This is a genomic window from Nocardia vermiculata NBRC 100427 (assembly GCF_001613265.1).
GTDB lineage: Bacteria > Actinomycetota > Actinomycetes > Mycobacteriales > Mycobacteriaceae > Nocardia > Nocardia vermiculata.
Genome location: NZ_BDCA01000006.1, coordinates 67884 through 85388, shown reverse-complemented (window position 1 = coordinate 85388; position 17505 = coordinate 67884). Strand labels below are relative to the sequence as shown.

Annotated in this window: 17 protein-coding genes; 10 read left to right on the top strand and 7 right to left on the bottom strand. The window is 67.0% G+C overall.

What is annotated here, in order from left to right:
- Positions 1-127: 127 nt before the first annotated feature.
- Together NV2_RS09905 and NV2_RS09900 are read left to right on the top strand one after the other, a co-directional pair.
- Positions 128-757, top strand: coding sequence for a TetR/AcrR family transcriptional regulator (locus NV2_RS09905; protein WP_067871277.1), 630 nt, complete (start codon positions 128-130; stop codon positions 755-757).
- 523 nt (positions 758-1280) lie between these two features.
- Complete coding sequence (locus NV2_RS09900) at positions 1281-1772, top strand: peptidylprolyl isomerase (protein ID WP_067871410.1); 492 nt, start codon at positions 1281-1283, stop codon at positions 1770-1772.
- Between the two features lie 120 nt (positions 1773-1892).
- On the opposite strand, the gene NV2_RS09895 is transcribed toward NV2_RS09900, so the two are convergent.
- Both NV2_RS09895 and NV2_RS09890 read right to left on the bottom strand, forming a co-directional pair.
- Positions 1893-2603, bottom strand: coding sequence for a metal-dependent hydrolase (locus NV2_RS09895; protein WP_067871276.1), 711 nt, complete (start codon positions 2601-2603; stop codon positions 1893-1895).
- A 43-nt stretch (positions 2604-2646) separates the two neighbouring features.
- Positions 2647-4920, bottom strand: a complete 2274-nt coding sequence (locus NV2_RS09890) for a serine/threonine-protein kinase (RefSeq protein WP_067871275.1) — start codon at positions 4918-4920, stop codon at positions 2647-2649.
- 238 nt (positions 4921-5158) lie between these two features.
- Here NV2_RS09890 and NV2_RS09885 point away from each other — a divergent pair, with 238 nt between their 5' ends.
- The 6 genes from NV2_RS09885 to NV2_RS09860 are packed head-to-tail and all read left to right on the top strand — an operon-like array spanning position 5159 to position 7919.
- Positions 5159-5899, top strand: a complete 741-nt coding sequence (locus tag NV2_RS09885; RefSeq protein ID WP_245662532.1) for an SCO6745 family protein — start codon at positions 5159-5161, stop codon at positions 5897-5899.
- A 53-nt stretch (positions 5900-5952) separates the two neighbouring features.
- On the top strand, positions 5953-6225 hold the full coding sequence (locus NV2_RS09880) for a hypothetical protein (RefSeq protein ID WP_067871273.1): 273 nt from the start codon (positions 5953-5955) through the stop codon (positions 6223-6225).
- Positions 6222-6629 carry a hypothetical protein gene (locus tag NV2_RS09875; RefSeq protein WP_067871272.1) on the top strand — a complete coding sequence of 136 codons (408 nt, stop codon included), beginning with the start codon at positions 6222-6224 and terminating at the stop codon, positions 6627-6629. Before NV2_RS09880 ends, NV2_RS09875 begins: the two co-directional genes overlap by 4 nt.
- 49 nt (positions 6630-6678) lie before the next feature.
- Positions 6679-7218 carry a hypothetical protein gene (locus tag NV2_RS09870; RefSeq protein WP_067871271.1) on the top strand — a complete coding sequence of 180 codons (540 nt, stop codon included), beginning with the start codon at positions 6679-6681 and terminating at the stop codon, positions 7216-7218.
- 54 nt (positions 7219-7272) lie between these two features.
- Positions 7273-7602 (top strand): hypothetical protein, encoded by a 330-nt coding sequence (locus tag NV2_RS09865; RefSeq protein ID WP_067871270.1) that lies wholly within the window; start codon positions 7273-7275, stop codon positions 7600-7602.
- Entirely contained in the window at positions 7599-7919 is a 321-nt protein-coding gene (locus NV2_RS09860; RefSeq protein ID WP_157102831.1) for a YlcI/YnfO family protein, read from the top strand. The genes NV2_RS09865 and NV2_RS09860 overlap by 4 nt, the downstream gene beginning before the upstream one ends.
- On the opposite strand, the gene NV2_RS09855 is transcribed toward NV2_RS09860, so the two are convergent.
- Positions 7885-9429, bottom strand: a complete 1545-nt coding sequence (locus NV2_RS09855) for a MutS-related protein (protein WP_067871268.1) — start codon at positions 9427-9429, stop codon at positions 7885-7887. The genes NV2_RS09860 and NV2_RS09855 overlap by 35 nt on opposite strands.
- Positions 9426-10943 carry a MutS-related protein gene (locus NV2_RS09850; protein WP_067871267.1) on the bottom strand — a complete coding sequence of 506 codons (1518 nt, stop codon included), beginning with the start codon at positions 10941-10943 and terminating at the stop codon, positions 9426-9428. The genes NV2_RS09855 and NV2_RS09850 overlap by 4 nt, the downstream gene beginning before the upstream one ends.
- A 155-nt stretch (positions 10944-11098) precedes the next feature.
- On the opposite strand from NV2_RS09850, the gene NV2_RS09845 reads away from it, so the two are divergent.
- Together NV2_RS09845 and NV2_RS09835 are read left to right on the top strand one after the other, a co-directional pair.
- Positions 11099-11539, top strand: a complete 441-nt coding sequence (locus NV2_RS09845) for a MarR family winged helix-turn-helix transcriptional regulator (protein WP_067871266.1) — start codon at positions 11099-11101, stop codon at positions 11537-11539.
- A 207-nt stretch (positions 11540-11746) separates the two neighbouring features.
- Complete coding sequence (locus tag NV2_RS09835; RefSeq protein WP_218018965.1) at positions 11747-13159, top strand: MFS transporter; 1413 nt, start codon at positions 11747-11749, stop codon at positions 13157-13159.
- 4 nt (positions 13160-13163) lie between these two features.
- On the opposite strand, the gene NV2_RS09830 is transcribed toward NV2_RS09835, so the two are convergent.
- The 3 genes from NV2_RS09830 to NV2_RS09820 all read right to left on the bottom strand — a co-directional run bounded on the left by NV2_RS09830 (position 13164) and on the right by NV2_RS09820 (position 17244).
- Positions 13164-14375 carry a TerC family protein gene (locus NV2_RS09830; protein WP_067871264.1) on the bottom strand — a complete coding sequence of 404 codons (1212 nt, stop codon included), beginning with the start codon at positions 14373-14375 and terminating at the stop codon, positions 13164-13166.
- Between the two features lie 156 nt (positions 14376-14531).
- Positions 14532-16757 carry a catalase/peroxidase HPI gene (katG, locus tag NV2_RS09825; protein WP_067871263.1) on the bottom strand — a complete coding sequence of 742 codons (2226 nt, stop codon included), beginning with the start codon at positions 16755-16757 and terminating at the stop codon, positions 14532-14534.
- Positions 16758-16803: 46 nt separating this feature from the next.
- Positions 16804-17244, bottom strand: coding sequence for a Fur family transcriptional regulator (locus NV2_RS09820; protein WP_067871262.1), 441 nt, complete (start codon positions 17242-17244; stop codon positions 16804-16806).
- Between the last annotated feature and the right edge of the window lie 261 nt (positions 17245-17505).

Below are 17505 nucleotides of genomic sequence, written 5' to 3'. Positions count from 1 at the left end.
TGTCCTATTGAGAGAATGAAGTGGGATCTGTCACATTGTCAATACTCTGCCCGGTGGGTCGGCGAAAATTGCCGCCGGATGCGGTGCGGCACAATGGTTCCATGGCCGTCATCGAAGAATTGTCGCCGTGGCCTCGCTGACCCGTCGGCCCCCTCGTGCCGGGCAGCGCGACGAACGCCGCGAGGCCGTGGAGCGGCGGGTGCTGGACGCCGTAGATCGGCTACTCGACGCCGGAACCACTTATACCGAGTTGCCCGTGGCGCGGATCGCCGCCGAGGCGCAGATCGCGCGCTCGACCTTCTATCGCTACTTTCCGGACAAGAGCCGGCTGCTGATCCGGATGGCCCAGCTGGCCACCGACGACCAGTTCCGTACGGCCGAGCTGTGGTGGGCCGCCGATCATCTCGACGGCGAGACCGGCGTGGTCGGCGCCATGCGCTTGATGATCGCCGGCACCCGTGCGCACCATCGCGTACTACGTGCCCTCACCGAGGTGGCGGGCTACGACCCGGAAGTGGGGGAGTATTGGCGCGGCCGGGTACGGCGTTTCACCGAGGTGGTGCACGATCGTCTCGAACGTGAACGCGCTGCGGGGCGCATCCGCGGCGATGTCGAAACGGAAGCCACGGCGATCGCGTTGACCTGCATGGTGGAGCGAACTATCGATTTCACCTTCGCCGCCGGAAATCCGGTCGGTGACGAACAACTCGCGCGCGCACTGGGACATGCCATCTGGCAGACGGTGTACGGCTCCTAGTCGTGGCCTGATCGCCACCAACTTCTCCTGCGCGGCTGCCATACCAATATTGTTACTGCGATATGCGCATCTGACTATGAGTCGCCGCGCGTTGCCGTTTCGCATGGATCGCGACCGTGACAGAGGGAAGGAGACGGCACTGATCACCGACGCTGCGCCGATGTACGTGCAGGGTTGGTAAAATTGTGGGGGAGGGGAGTCCGTTCGGGAGGCGATCAGCGGCGGGTGAGCACGCCGGCTGTAGTTCGGCTGTTGTCCGGAGCGGATGACCCTGCCGTCGTGGCGCGAAGCCGGAGTAAGGGTCGAGTGTCGCTGGGGGCGTGCTGAATCGGACACGCGGTGAGCACCGGCACCTATCTATCAGAAGGAAATATAGATATGCATATCTAACTATGTAGCGCCACCTCCCGGCGCCGCGCACCGAACACCCGACCCACCTCCAAAACAACAGCCCAGACCGCACGGGCAGGGTCAACGGTGAGGGGTGTCGGCTGCGTGCATGCAGCTGCCATACGATGTCCGGATGACCACAGTGTTGCTCAACACATCAGCCGGGGACATCACCCTCGAACTGGACGAGGCGAAGGCGCCGCAGACCGTGGCGAACTTCGTCGACTATGTGAAGTCCGGTCATTACGACGGCACGATCTTTCATCGCGTGATTCCGGGCTTCATGGTGCAGGGCGGCGGTATGACCGCTGATATGCAGCAGAAGCCGGCGCCCAATCGGGTGCAGAACGAGGCCAAGAACGGCCTGCGCAACGACAAGTACACCGTCGCGATGGCCCGCACCGCGGACCCGCATTCCGCCAGTGCTCAGTTCTTCGTCAACACCTCCGACAACAACTTCCTGAACTACCCGGGCCAGGACGGCTGGGGTTACGCGGTCTTCGGCAAGGTCGCCGACGGTAGCGCGGTCGTCGACGCGATCGAAGGCGTCCAGACGGGTTCCAAGGCCGGTCACCAGGATGTTCCGGTGGAGCCGATCACGATCGTGTCGGCCACGCTGGTCTGACGGTTCACGCGGCAGCCGCCCCGCTCCGGACCCTTTCCGTCACTTCCGCTCCCGCGGATTCGGTAGAGGGTCGGGAGCGGGGCCTCGTTGTTTCCGGGAGTTCGCGACGTCCTCGCGCTGTCAGGGCTGGTGGGTGATGACGTACCAGAGGGCGGCGAGGGTGCCGATAACGAACAGCGGTGAGATGATCCAGGTTTCGACCTTGTTGCCGGTGCGTTCGATGATGGGGACGCGGGTGCGGATGTCGAGTGGCCAGAACAGTCGGCAGCCGCGATCGGTGAGGCAGTCGCCGAGGAGGTGGGCTAGGGAGCCGAGTCCGACGGCGAACGGCAGCCAGGCGGGTTTGTCGGAGATCCACTGGTCCATGGCGAAGGTGCCGGCTACCGCGAGGACGGCGATGGTGGCATAGGAGCGGAATCCGTGGCCGGGTGGGCACAGGTTGAGTGCGCGTACGGCGAGGGAGAGCAGGAAGAAGACCAGGGCGAGGGTGAACCAGCGGCCGATCCAGTGTTCGCCGGCCCAGGTGCCGATGGAGATGGCGGCGACGAAGGCCAGGGAGTGGGTGGCGTGGCGGTGTCCGCCGGAGACCTTGGAGATGATCTTGCAGGCGGTGTGGGTGATGGGACCGAGCGCATGCGAGATGGTGCCGCTGGGGTGGTCGGCGTCGGGCAGTAGTGCGGCGCCGGCGGTGAGGAAGGTGCCCATGAGCAGGTCGATGGTGCCGATGTGGCCGATCTGGGCGGCGGGGAAGGTCAGAATCGAAAGTGGTAGCGCGGCAGCGGCTCCCGCCCACGCCAGTGCACCGCTGGTCGCATGTGAATGTCCTAGCACCGCCTCGAGACTAGACGATCTTGGTCGTTCGACCGTATTCCGGTCAGGAGTAGCGGTGGGGGTCGAGGACGCGGTCGAGAGCGCCGAGGTCGGATTCGAGTGCGTAGAAGGTGCGCAGGGTGATGAGGAATGCGAAAAGCCCTCCGACGCAGAGTCCGACGATGGGGCCGATCACGGTCTGCTGTTGTTCGGGTGTGAGGAAGACGAGTCCGGCCGGAACGCCGACGAGTGGTACGCAGGCCGCGACTCCGAGGTAGATGCGGCTGCGGTGCACCATGCGTTGCAGCATGGCTGCGTCGGCGGGTGTGGTGGCGCCGGCGGCGACCAATCCGGGGTAGTACCAGCGCAATACGAAGTAGGTGATGGGGAAGTAGGTGTAGACGACGGCGACGCAGGCGGCGACGAGGTTGCAGGCGATGAGGCTGGTGACGATTCCGGCGGAGAGGCTGCCGAGGGTGTGCAGTTTGATGAGGAATACGGCGAGGGCGGCGAGCCATCCGACGAAGGTGGCGATGGCGATGCGGTCGCCGCAGGCGAGGGTGTCGGCGCGGGCTCTCGCCAGGGTGCGGGCGTCGAATTGTCTACCTTGTCGTAATCCGTTGGGGACGACGAACACCGATCGGCACCAGTAGACGAGGACCGCGATGGCGACCGGGTAGGCGATGAGGATGACGATGATGCCGAGCCGGATCATCTGGTGGGCGGCGTCGCCCCCGAGGGCGTCGCGGATGAGGCGCAGATTGTGTGAGGCGAGATAGAGCCCGGCGAGGAGGTGCCCGAGGAGGCTGGAGAGGGTGACCACGGGCATGGGGCGCATGCGCAGGCGGGCGCGCAGGCTGTGTGCGGGTGGGTCGACGAGGTCGCGGGCGGCGCGGTCCTGGCTGAGGTCGAGTTGCTGGGCGAGTTCGGCGCCGGTGGGGTAGCGGTCGTCGGGGTCGGGGGACAGACAGGTGAGCAGTGCGTGGCGTAGTAGTGCGGGGGTGTCGGGTGGGAGGTCGGCTTCGAATCGTTCGGCGATGGGCGCGCTGCGGCGCTCGATCATGGCTTGCAGCGAGTGTTCGGTTTCGCCGGCGTCGTGGCCGTCGTCGAAGGGGACGCGGCCGGTGAGTAGTTCCCAGAGCACGACGGCGAGGGCGTAGAGGTCTGCGCGGGTGTCCAGGTCGGCGGCGGTCGTGTCGAGGGTGGGGTGGCAGGCGGCGAGTTGTTCGGGCGCCATGTAGGGCAGGGATCCGCCGAAGTAGGCGACGGGGTTGGCACCGGGGAGGTGGCGGCTGAAGCTGATGTTGAAGTCGGCGAGTTTGGGTTGGCCGTCGGCGGTGAGCAGGACGTTGGCGGGTTTGATGTCGCGGTGCAGGATGCCGCGGCGGTTGGCGTAGTCGAGGGCGGCGGCGAGGCGGCTGCCGAGCCAGGCGACGGTTTCGGGCCAGCTGAGGCGGGCGAGTTCGGTGCGGGTGGGTGCGGACAGTTGCGGTTCGAGGACGCCGCCGGTGGTGGTGGCGGCGTCGATGGCTTCCAGCAGTAGTGTGCCGTTGCGCTGGGCGGGGGTGGTGCGGCGCAGCATGCGCAGGACGCCGAGCAGGGTGCCGCCGGGCACGTACTGCATGTACATCAGTTTGAGGTGTTGGTCGGTGATCTGGCGTTGGTCGAAGACGCGGACGATGTGGTCGTGGTCGAGTTGGGCGAGGGTTTGTGGTTCGCTGCCGCGGTCGTGGGAGATTTTGACGGCGACGAGGCGGCCCATGGAGCGTTGTCTGGCGAGGAAGACGCGGGCGAAGGCGCCTTGGCCGAGGGGGAGCAGCAGGTCGAAGTCGTCGACGGTGGCGCCGGGGTTGATGGTGTCGAGGGCGTCGAGGGCGGTGGGGTCGGCGAGCATGGTGGTGCGCAGTCCGGGTTCGGCGGTTTGTAGGTCGTCGGATCCTTCGGCGATGCGGGCCATTTGGGCGGGATAGTCCTGTTCGTATTCGCCGAGGTCGATGGCTTGGCTGTCGCGGCGGCTGCGGGCGTTGATCTCTTCGAAGACGAGGTCGGGGGGCAGTGGTGCGGTGCCGAGTTCGGGGTATCGGTCGCGGTAGTCGGCGAGGCGGAGGGCGCCGGTGTCGCGTTGCCAGCGTTCGTGGAGGTCGATTTTGATGAGTTCGATGAGGGCGGTGCGGCGCAGCGTGGGTTCGGTGGGCAGGTGTGCGGCCAGGTCCGGTGGTTCGCCGCTGGTTCGCCACTGGTGCGCGAATCGGGCGACGAGTGACGTCAACGCGGTCTGCGTCGCGGTGGCGCGATCGGCACCGGGGTCGGGTGCGGTCGCGCCGAGGTGGTGGTTCATCCTCGCTCGCTTCGATTTCGGTGGTACCCGGGCCCGACCCGAGGATATGTGAATCGTCGGTCGGATCCGCCGGAAGTGCCGATACCGTTACGTTATACGGGATTTGGTGGGGTGGATGTGCGGGCCGGATACCGATCGACTCTGGCAATAGTTGACAATAGTGAGATAGGCTCCGTGGGGATTGTCGAATTCGAGCGGCCGTCGCGGTCGTTCTCGCCGAAAGAGGTGTGCCGTGTCGGTGCCGGTCGCAGTGAAATCCGAGATTCAGAACATCGGGGGAGCGTTCATGTTCTCCCGTGAGGCCAAGGCATTCGGTGCCGCGACCGGCGTGGAGGGCTTCATCGGGCCGTACACGCGCGGACGCGGCGGGGTGCTCGGTGATGTCGATGCCGATGTGGTGGCCGCGGCGTTCGGCTTCTTCCGTCCGGCCACGGTGCGGGGCGCCTGGGAGTCGGTATCGATGCCGCCCGCCGAGGCAGCGGTGGCGTATCTGGCGGCGTGTCGGGATTTCGGCCGCCGTAAACTCGCTGGGTTCGACTCCGCGGATCGGCTGGCGGAGTTGTTGCAGGTGGTGTCGGATGCGGCCGATGTCGCGGGGGTGAGTCTGTTCGCGGGCTGGCGTGCGCTGCCGCTGGCCGCGGACGGGCCGGGGCGGGTGCTGCAGTTGATTCACTGCCTGCGTGAGTTGCGGGGTGGCTTGCATCTGATCGCGGTGCGGGCGAGTGGGTTGTCGCCGTTCGAGGCGGTGTTGATCGGTGGCTCGCCGAAGTCGGACGGGCCGACCCAGGCCCGGTTGTTCGGCTGGGGTGATCTGGTGGACGAGACCGAGGTCACGGCGTCGATGCGGGAGCGCTGGGATGCCGCCGAGGCGATGACCGACGCGTTGATCGCGCCGGCGTTCGCGGGTCTGGACCAGCAGGCGGCGAAGGAGTTGGTGACGCTGCTGCAGGAGGCACACGCGACTGTGTTCACCCGGTAGCGCCGGGCGGGTCCGCCATATCCGGAGGCGCCATACTGACGTACGATTCTGGTATGGCGGAGACGAAGAAGGTGACGATCTCGGTCCCGAAGGACGACGTGTCCACGCTGGAGCGGTGGAAGGCGTCCGGGCGGATCGAGAATCTGTCGGCCTACGTATCGGCCGCACTACGGGATCGGATGGATCGCGATATCTCCCTGGACGCGATCGAGGCGACCTTCGGCGGGGTGCCGCCGCTGGAGTTGGTGAATCAGGCTCGAAGAACACAGGGGTTGGCGCCGTTGTCGGCGGAGGATCTGGGTCGCGGCCGCGCCGGCGCCGCGTGAGTCCGGCCGCGTTGGGTGGTGTCGTATTCGATACCGCCGCGGTTGTCGGCTGGACACGCCGGTTGCCGTATGTGCATGCGGTGGCGTGGGCGACGGCCGACGCCGGCAACACGATCGTCGTCCCGGCGGCGGTGGCGGCCGCGGGACAGGCGCTGGTGCGCCCGGATCGGCTCGATATTCTCGCGGTGCTGCTGAGTTTGCCGCATACGGTGGTGCCGGGTTTGGATGTCGGTGGTGCCTCGCGGGTGGCGGCGATGCTGTCGGGCCGGGTCGATGCGGATGCGCTGGTGGTCGCGGGACATGCCGCTGGTGAGGCGGTGGCGCGTAATTGGCCGTGTTTGACCGCTCGGCCGGATATGTTACGGCGCATAGATCACACTGTGTTGGTCGATCCACTGCCCTGACCGAGCGGGGCCGTGGTTGCCGTGCGATGACGAGGAAAGGACCGCGCCGATGTCGACGGCTCTGAGTCCCAGGATTTCCCGGCTGCGCCAGTTGATCGATCACCCTGCCACCGGTGCGGCCGAACGGGAGGCAGCCCAGCGGATGCTGGATCGCATCCTGGCCAAGCATCCGCAGCATGCGGTGCACGGGGACCGGGACTACGGGCAGCGGTATCACCGTGTCGGCCGGCATGCCACCTTGGCGAGTATTGCCGAGATGATCGCGCAGGACATCGCTTTCGCGAAAATTTTCAGTATGCCGCAGCATCGTGCCGAGATCGTCGAGCGTTCTCCGATCCGCGATGCGCCGATCGAGATCGACTATTCGGTCGATACCCCGTTCGTCGGGAAGATCATCGTCACGATCAACGGGGTCCCGCCGGAATGGGGGTGGGTCAGTGATTGCGGTATCCAGCGTCCGAGCGCGGCGTTGCGTGAACTGGCCGACGAGCTGGCCGACATCATGAATTCCTACAACCACGACGGCAGCGACATCGGTAAGCGGTTCTTCGCGGGTGTGCGGGTCCCGGCGCGGACCTTGATCTGGTAGCTGCGCGACCGAGGCGTTCCCGCACGGGTACTACGCGAGTATTATCGTTGCCACGTGGAGTACGCATGGTGGATCGGAGTCCACGCGTTCCTGGCCCGCGCCGAGGTGGCGCCCTGGGAGGTGATGGAAGTGTTGTATTCGTCGCGTCGCCGGGTGCGCCCGGCACGCACTCGTGACGGGCTGCCCGTCACCACCGTCTGGGGGCGCACCGACGCCGGTCGCCCACTGGTGGTGATGTTGCGGCAGGTGGTATCGCAGCACACCCGGGACCTGCCCCGCGGCGAGACCGGCATACCGTCGCAGGCTAGGTGGGAGATCCTCATGGCCGCCGAGATGCGCCCGCAGCAACTCGGGGAACACACCGCATGGGAGGCGAACCGATGAGTGAGAACACGTTCGAACCGAGGCCCGGCGCCGACCCGCAGGCGATCGTGGAGGCGCTGGTCTTCGACGACACCGAGCCCGCGCCTGCGCTGCCGCCGACCGGTGACCAGATCGAGCGCGGCATGGTCACCACCTCGCTGAAGCTGCCCCACGATCTGCGCGATCGGCTCCGCGATGTCGCCGCCGAACACGGTGTGACGCCGTCGATGCTGATCCGCCAGTACATCGAGATGGGTTTGCTGGCCGAACAGCCCGGCCGCATGATTCCACTCTCGGATGCGATCAGGGTGCTGAGCAGTCTGCGCCCCTCGGCGTGAACTCACCCGGCGGGTGCCCGAAGACGTGAGCGAACAGGTCGTCGGCGTGGCCACCGGGTGATGGTGAACCGGCGACGATGCGGTGGGTGCGGTGGCCTTCGGGGGTGCGGTGGCCTTCGGGGGTGCGTTCGGCGTGGAGGAACAGATCGCCCGGATAGGCGCGGGCGTGGCGGGCGTGTGCGTAGTCGTAGAGGTGGGTGACCGTGACGACCTTCGTACCGGCTTCGGTGAATGCGCGCAGTAGTGGTTCGGTGATCGCGGTGGCGTCGCGTGCTGCGGTGGAGGCGAAGGCTTCGTTGCACAGCAGCAGTCCGTGACGGCCGATGCGGTCGACGACGGTGTTCATCCGCACCAGTTCGGCGACCAGTTTGCCGTGGGACAGGGTGCGGTCCTCGTCGCCGACGAAGTGGGTGAACACGCTGTCGCGCAGGTCGGCGGCGAACCGGTCGGCCAAGACGAACAGGCCGGACTGCATCATCACCTGGGCGGCGCCGAGACTGCGCAGGAAGGTGGATTTGCCGCCGTTGTTGGCGCCGGTGATCACCAGCAGGGTCCGGCCGTCGGCGTCGAGGTCGTTGCCGGTCACCGGCGTGCTGGCGCTACCGGCAGGTGGCGTGGTCAGGGTGAGGGTGATGTCGCGTAACCCGCGGCAGCGCAGGAGCGGGGCGCCGGGCGGGTGCGGTTGGGGCAGACAGTAGGGGACGGCGGCCCGGTCGAGGTGGTCGCGCAGGGTGAGGCAGCCGAGGTAGAAGGCGATCTGCTCGCGGAGCCGGGTGAAGAAGTGGTGGAGTTCGTCGGCGGCGCCGGACACGACGTCGGCGAGGGCCTGCAGAGCCCGGTCCTTCAGTGCCGTCACCGGATCATTGTTGCTGTCGCCGTCGACGATCGCTTCGAAAACATCTGCGGTGCGGGCGAATCCGCGTCGTACCCGGCGGGTGCGGGGTGGTTCGCGCAGCACGATGTCGGTCATGGTGTTGCCGATGCCCAGGCTCGCGTCGAATTCGATTCCGTGCTCCAGCTGTAGCGTCGTGAGCTGGGTGCACACGGCATCGAGGTAGGCGTCGTCGAACCGGGCGGTGGTGGCGACGAGCTCGGTCCAGCCGGTGGCCGACAGTCCGGGCGCGTGGTGGTGCAGCAGGGTCCGGAGCCGGCGCAGCAGTTCGAGTTGCGCGGCGAACGGTGCCGCCGCGAGGACCAGGGTGCCGCCCGCGCGTCGCCCGGCGCGGCTGGGCCAGCGCCGCACGGTGCTCGCGGTAGTGGCGATCGCATACACCTCGCGGGTGAGGTCCGGGTGGGTGCAGCAGTCGGTGAGAACGGCGTGCCGGTGGGCGATGACGGTGGGGTCGGCCACGGCGCGGAGGATGGTCGAGCGCATCGCGCCGGTCACGAAGTCGTCGCCGCCGCCGGCGATATCGATGACGCGGTGCAGGCCCAGATCGTCGAATACCGTGTCGCCGTAGCCGATCGGTGGGGCGTCGTGGTCGCCCGGGGACAGCAGGGTGAGTTTCATCGGGCCAGCCTCGCGGTGAGTTCGCGGTAGCCGAGTCCGTAGTGCCGGGCCAGTTCGGGGGCGTAGGTGTTGCGGTCGGCGGGGCGTCGCACGATACGGAAGCTGCGGTGGGTGACGTCGGCGGGGTCGGTGAGTGCCACCATCGAGACGGCGGCGGGATCGGCGTCGGCGAGTTCGTCGAAGAATCCGACCCACACGCCGCGAGTTCCCCGGCGCACGATTCGGGTGAGTACGTCGGCGGCGATGCGGTTTCCGTCGGTGGTGCCGGTGGTGCTGAAGCTCTCATTGAGCACGATGATGGTTTCGGCTGTCGCGGCGTCGAGGGTGTCGTGCATCGCTCGCAGCTCGGCCAGCAGCCGTCCGGACGGGTCACTGGCGTGTTCGGCGCGTTCGAAGTGGGTGAACAGCCGGTCCGGCAGTGGTAGGCGCGCGGTGCGGGCGGGGACCGGGCCGCCGAGGGCGGCGAAGTAGATCAGTTGGCCGATGCTGCGGGCGAAGGTGGTTTTGCCGCCCTGGTTGGGTCCGGTCACCACCAGGATCTGTTCGGTGTCGTCGAGCCGGAAGTCGTTGCATACCAGCGGATCCGGGTGCTGGATGGCGAGGGCGTAATCGTAGGCGCCGGTGGCGTGGATCGGGCGGCCCGGTGCGGCGATCTCGGGTAGGCAGCTGCGGTGGGTGGTCGTGGTGCAGCGTTGGGCGAAGCGCCGGTAGCGCAGGTAGAAGTGCAGTTCGCGTTCGAATTCGGCGATCTCGGTGGTGATGAATTCGTGGTGGCTGTCGGCGAATCGAGCCAGCCGGGTGAACGGGGTGCGGTGGCGGGCGACGACCCGGTCGAGGATCTGTTCTTCCGTCTGGTTCATATCCGGCCACTGCGGTGCGGGTGGGGTGCGCCGGTGGGGTGCGCCGAATCGGGCCAGCAGGGTGGTGATCGTGGCGGTGTAGTCGGTCGCGGGGGTTGCGCTGGTGACCTGAAGGGTGCGCTCGACCAGGCGGATGCGGTAGCGCACCTGTGCCAGTGCGTCGCGGACGGTGTCGATGTCGGCGGCGAGGCTCCGCAGCGCGGTGCCCGCGCAATAGGTGTCCAGGTGTGCCCGCCAGCGTTGCAGGGCTCGCGAGCGCAGTGGGAGCGCGGTGAGGGCGGTGTGTAGTTCGGTGACGGTCGTGACGTAGTCGGCGGCGGCGTCGAGGTGCCAGCGGTGGCGCTGGTAGGGGTGCGGCAGGCCGGTGGCCACATCGAGGCGGCGGTGGACCCGCCACATACCGATCGCGAAGTGCTCGGCGGCCGCGCGCAGGTCGTCGTCGTCGAGGTCGGTGAATACCTGTTGGCGGAAGGTGACGGTGTCGTGGTCGCGGACGGGGCGGTGTAGCAGGGGAGTGAGGTTGTGGTCGTCGCGGTCGCCGATGACGGCGGCGAGTATCGGGCCGAGTTCGAGGTCGGCGACGGCGTGTGCCCCGAGGTGGACCGTCGGGATCTGTTCGGGTGGTCTCGGCCACAGAATGCTGACGGTGCTCATCCCCACCTTGCTTTCCGGGCCCGCGGTCGTCGTGAACGGTGTGCGGGTTCCTGGGGTGAGGGTAGAAGCAATGCTTACCGGCCGTCAAGTAATGATCCTGCTCGATATATACAGCCAGCTGTGCAGTTGGCTGTATAAAAGCGTAGGGTCGAGGTGTGTCCGAACATCCCGCATCCACCGCCGCGGTAGCCGCCGACCTGCGTGTCACCGTCAGCCGGCTGCTGCGGAAACTGCGCGCCCAGGCCGAGGGCAGTGACCTCACCACATCGCAGAGTTCGGTACTGATCCGCCTCGAACAGAACGGGCCCGCCACCGCCACCGAACTTGCCGGCGCAGCCGGAATGCGCCCGCAATCGATGGCGAAAATCGTGCGCGCGCTCGAAGAGGCCGGACTCGTCAGCGGACAACCCCACCAGGCCGACGGACGCAAAACCGTCCTCGACCTCACCGACGCCGCCCGCGAAGAATTCCGCACCGGACGCCGCGCCAAAGAGGACTGGCTCACTCGGGTCATCGACGACGAACTCACCGACGCAGAAATCCGGCAGCTGGCCGCCGCCGTCGGTCTGCTCGACCGCATCGCCCGCGCCACCTGAGCCGCCACCGCACCCGACTGTGCCGTCGACCCGCGGCATCCTCGCGTTCCGCACCGCGCTCAGCAAAGGATCGACCATGCTCCGTACCGAACAACCGTCCCCCGCCCCGACCGTGACCGATCCCGGCACCAGCGCGCCCCACCGCCGCAGAGCAGGTCTCACCGGCGCTGCCGGCCAGTGCGGTGAGTTCGCGCCGGGGACCCGCTCGTGACAGCCGCACCCACGCACACCACACCGGTAGGACAGGCGCCCTTCTCCGCCCGTTTCCTGGGTCCGCTGCTGCTGGGCTCCACCCTCAACCCGATCAACACCTCCACCATCGCCACCGCGTTGGTCGGAATCGGTGTCGACTTCCACAAAGGTCCCGGCACCACCGCCGTGCTCATTTCGGTGCTGTATCTGTGCAGTGCGATCGCGCAACCCACCATGGGCAAACTCGCGGATCTGTTCGGGCCGCGGCGCGTGTTCATCGGCGGGTTGCTCATCCTCGTCGCCGGTGGCGTACTGGGCACCGCGGCACCCGCCTTCGAATTTCTCGTGGTGTCGCGCGCATTGATCGGAATCGGCACCTCCGCGGCCTTCCCGACCGCGATGACACTGGTCCGCCGCCGCGCCGACGAGGCCGGCACCGGTGTCCCCGGGCCGGTGCTGGGCAACTTCTCCATCGCCGCCCAGGTGACCTCGGTGGTCGGATTGCCGCTGGGTGGGGTGCTCGCCGGGGTGTTCGGCTGGCGTGCGATCTTCTTCGTCAACGTGCCGCTGGCCCTGTTCGCCCTCGTCGCCACGCTGACCGGCGTACCGAAGGATCGGCCGCCGGCACGGGCCGGGCGTTCGCCGGCGGCTGCGGTCGACATCATCGGAATCGTCCTGTTCGCTGCCACCGTCGTCAGCGTGCTCACCCTGCTGTCGGATCTGCGTACCCCGATCTGGTGGCTGATTCCGGTCGCCGTGATCCTCGGTGCCGCGCTGATCGGCTGGGAACGGCGCGCGCGCAGCCCGCTCATCGATGTCGGGATGCTCACCCGCAATGCCGGTCTGCTCCGCACCTACCTGCGGCAGGCGGTGGTCGCGCTGGGCACCTACACCGCGCTCTACGGCACCAGTCAATGGATGGAACAGGCCGCGCACTACAGCGCTTTCCAGGTGGGCCTTATCCTGTTGCCGCTGTCGGCGATCAGCATCGTGGTGGCCCGCGTGGTGTCCGACCGCGGTTGGATCCGGGTGCCGCTGACAGTGGCCGGTGCCGCCCTGGTCGCCACCGGCGTGGTCATGTTCACCATCACCTCCCGGTCGCCGGTGATCGTGCTGATCGCGATGTCGCTGCTGTTCGGCGTCGCCAGTGGTTTCAGCGGATTCGCCAATCAGGCCGCGCTCTACATGCAGGCTCCCGCCGACCAGGTGGCCGTCGCTTCGGGGCTGTTTCGCACCTTCGCCTACATGGGGGCGATCTTCTCCTCCAGCCTGATCGCACTCACCTTCGGTCCCGCCACCACCGACACCGGCCTGCACACCATCGCGTGGGTGATCGTCGGGCTCGGTGTCGCGGTCGCAGCGATGACGGTGCTGGACAACCGGATTCCCGCGCGAACCGGAGTCCACCCGGAACCGCAGGCGCAGTGAGCGGTCACATGCGCAGCGGCAGACCCGCCCGGATCCGCTGCATCCGGTCCGCGTGCACCATGTGCGCACGTTCGAGCAGCGCGGACAGATCCTCGGCACCGAAGCGGTGCACGTACTTGTCCGGTAGTTTCGCCATGGTCCGTTCCGAGGCGAGCATTCGGTCGTAGGTCGCCTCGCGCACCGACTGCTCACCCTCGTAGCCCAGATCCAGATATCTGCTCGCGTATCGGCGCGCACCCGCGACCGCGGTCTGTGCTCGCCCGGCGGGGCTCCACAGCGACACCACGACCGTCACCAGCAGAATCGCCACGATCACCACCAGCGACCACACCGTGGATATCTCACCCACCGGTACCGGGTCGCCGTCGTTGATGAACGGGACACTGTTGTGGTGCAAGGCGTGCAGGATCAGTTTCACGCCGATGAAACTCAGCACCACCGCCAGCCCGAACCCCAGATAGATCAGCCGGTCCAGCAGACCTTCGAGGACGAAGAACAGTTGTCGCAATCCCAGCAGTGAGAACGCGGTCGCGGTGAACACCAGAAAGACGTTCTGGGTGAGCCCGAAGATCGCCGGAATGGAATCGAGGGCGAACAACACGTCGGTGCCGCCGATCGCGATCATCGCCGACACCATCGGCGTCATTCGGCGCCGGCCGTCGACCCTGGTGGTCATCGCGCTGCCGTCGTAGAAGTCGGTGGTGCGTAACAGTTTCCGGGTCAACCGCACCACGACACCGTCACCGGAGTGGCTGTTCTCCCCTTCGGGCCGCAACATGTTGCCCGCGGTGATCAGCAACAGCCCGCCGAACAGGTAGAACACCCACGCGAACCGGTTGATCAGGGTCGAGCCCAGGAAAATGAACCCGGTCCGCGCCGCCAACGAGATCACGATCCCCACCAGCAGCACCTTCTGCTGGGCGGCGGCCGGGACGCGGAACGCGGTGAAGATCACCAGGAAAACGAACAGATTGTCCACCGACAACGCTTTTTCGGTGATGTAGCCGGCGAAATACTCCACCCCCATCTCCGAACCGCCCAGCCCCCACACCACGAAACCGAAGGCGACCGCTACACCCACATACGCGACAGACCACACCACCGATTCGGACAACGAGGGGGTTCGGGCGCCGCGCACGTGAAAGACGAAATCGAACACCAGCAGCACGACGATCAACGCCAGTGTGCCGAGCCAAGCCACCAGTGGAACGGTCACGACGACCTCCTGTGCCCGAAAAGTCTCGCCGTGACTGTAACGCCCGCGTGTGGCGGCCGGTTGCCACCGACATGCGGGGGCGTGCGGCGGGGAGCGCCCGTGCAGGCGAATGCCCCGCGCACGCGGTGGTGCGCGGGGCATTCGCCTGGCCGTGGATCAGTTCAGGTCGAACCGGTCGGCGTCCATCACCTGCGTCCATGCGGCGATGAAATCGTCGACGAACTTGCGTTTCGCGTCGTCGGCGGCGTACACCTCCGCGAGGGCGCGCAAGCGTGAGTTCGCGCCGAACACCAGATCAACCCGGCTCGCGGTCCACCGCTGTGCCCCGGTGGTCCGGTCGGTACCGACATAGGTGCCGTCGTCGGCGTCCGACGGCTTCCATTCGGTGCCCATGTCGACCAGGTTGACGAAGTAGTCGTTGCTCAGCACACCGGGATTCGCGGTGAGCACACCGAGCGGTGACTGTTTGAAGTTCGCGTCGAGTACGCGCATACCGCCGACGAGTGCGGTCATCTGCGGTGCCGTCAGGTTCAGCAGGTTCGCCTTGTCGACGAGCAGATATTCCGGCGGCAGCGGGTTGGCCTTACCCAGATAGTTGCGGAATCCGTCGGCGGCGGGCTCGAGTTCGGCGAAGGACTCCACATCGGTGAGTTCCTGGTCGGCGTCGGTGCGGCCCGGAGTGAACGGCACCGTGACCTGGAATCCGCCGTCGGCGGCAGCCTTCTCGATGGCGGCGACTCCGCCGAGCACCACCACGTCGGCGAACGACACCCGTACCGCGCCGGTCTGTTCGGAATTGAACGCTTCCTGCACACCTTCGAGGGTGCGGATCACCTGTGCCAGTTCGTCCGGGTCGTTGACCGCCCAGCCCGACTGGGGTGCCAACCGCAGCCGGCCGCCGTTCGCGCCGCCGCGTTTGTCGCTGCCCCGGAAGGTCGAGGCGGCGGCCCACGCGGTGGACACCAACTGCGGCACCGTCAGCCCCGAGGACAGCAGTTTGGTTTTCAATGCCGCGATCTCGGTGGCGCCGATCAGTTCGTGATCGACCGCGGGGATCGGGTCCTGCCACAGCAGTGTCTGTTCGGGCACCAGGGCACCCAGATACCGTGCCTTGGGGCCCATATCGCGGTGGATCAGTTTGTACCAGGCCTTGGCGAATTCGTCGGCCAATTCCTCGGGATGGTCGAGCCAGCGGCGGGTGATCGGTCCGTAGATCGGGTCGAACCGCAGCGACAGGTCGGTGGTCAGCATGCCGGGTGCGCGGCGTTTGGCGGGATCGTGGGCGTAGGCGACGGTATCGGCGCCGGCGCCGTCGCGGGGTGTCCACTGCCAGGCACCGGCGGGGCTTTTCGTCTTCTCCCACTCGTAGCCGTAGAGGGTTTCCAGGAAGTTGTTGTCCCAGACGGTGGGGGTGGAGTTCCAGGTCACTTCCGGGCCGCCGCCCATGGCGTCGTCACCGAGGCCGGCGCCGAAGGAGCTCTTCCAGCCCAACCCCATCTGTTCCAGGGGTGCGGCTTCGGGTTCGGGGCCGACCTGATCGGCACGGCCCGCGCCGTGAGTTTTACCGAAGGTGTGCCCGCCGACGATCAGGGCTGCGGTTTCGACGTCGTTCATCGCCATCCGGCGGAATGTTTCGCGGATGTCGATCGCCGCGGCCAGCGGGTCCGGTTCACCGTTGGGGCCTTCGGGGTTGACGTAGATCAACCCCATCTGGACCGCGGCCAGCGGATTCTCCAGATCTCTTTCTCCCGAGTAGCGTTCGTCGCCGAGCCAGGTCGATTCGGGGCCCCAGTAGATTTCTTCGGGTTCCCAGGCGTCGGTGCGGCCGCCGCCGAATCCGAAGGTCTGCAACCCCATGGAGTCGAGTGCGACGTTGCCGGCGTAGACGATGAGGTCCGCCCACGACAGTTTGCGCCCGTATTTCTGTTTCACCGGCCACAGCAAGCGGCGGGCACGATCGAGTAGCACATTGTCGGGCCAGCTGTTGAGCGGCGCGAAGCGTTGCATGCCCGATCCGGCGCCGCCGCGGCCGTCTTCGATGCGGTAGGTGCCGGCCGCATGCCAGGCCATTCGCACGAACAGCGGACCGTAGTTCCCGAAGTCGGCGGGCCACCACGGCTGCGAATCGGTCATCACCGCGACGATGTCGTCGGCGACCGCCTGCAGGTCGAGTGTCGAGAATTCGGCTGCGTAATCGAAGTCGGCACCCATCGGGTCGATTTCGGCCGGGTTGTGCTGCAGAATGTTCAGATTCAATTGTTCGGGCCACCAGTCGCGGCTGCCGCCGCCTTCCACCGGCCGCTTCATGCGACCGACGACGGGGCACCCGCTCTGCGGAGGTTCGGTATTGGCTTCGGCGATGGGTGGGTGTTCCTCGGGCACGTTCGGTTTCCTTTCCGGGGGAGGGACGGGTGAATCGGGCTGCGATTCACGACGGTGAACGAGATGTCGGTGGGGAACAGGAAGGACACAACCCCCAATAGATGACTTCGGCCTCGTCGAGCGCGAAACCGCGGTCGTCGGCGGCCGTCAGGCACGGTGGGGCACCGACCGCGCAGTCGACATCGGCGATGGCACCGCAGGTGCGGCAGACCAGGTGGTGGTGGTTGTCGCCTACTCGCGTCTCATAGCGCGCCACCGACCCCATCGGCTGGATCCGGCGTAGCAGACCTGCCTCGGTCAACGCCCGCAACACGTCGTAGATCGCCTGATGGGAGACCGTGCCGAGGGTGGCACGAACCAGGCCGAGGACCGTGTCGGTGTCGGTGTGCGGATGGTCGGCCACAGCGGCCAGCACCGCGAGCCGCGGGGCCGTCACCCGCAGCGCGGCCCGGCGCAACTGGCGCTCGTAATCCGCTGTGGTGGACACGTTCGGAAGTATGACTCATTCCAGTAAGCGCGTGTCCCGAAATGGAGAACTCGTTTCGCGGACCTGTGGTTGCTGTGGCAGTTGAGGCTCGTGACCGGTTCGATACCCGACCGCCCCGCCGGGCTCGAATCGGTAACGGCCGCCGCAGGTTCCGCCGTCACCGCCGGAAAATTCGGGCGCGAGAAGTGTGGGCATATCGTGACCGGCACGATTTGCGCCGATTTACGGGAGTTATCGGAAAGAGACGTTTATCCACGGCCG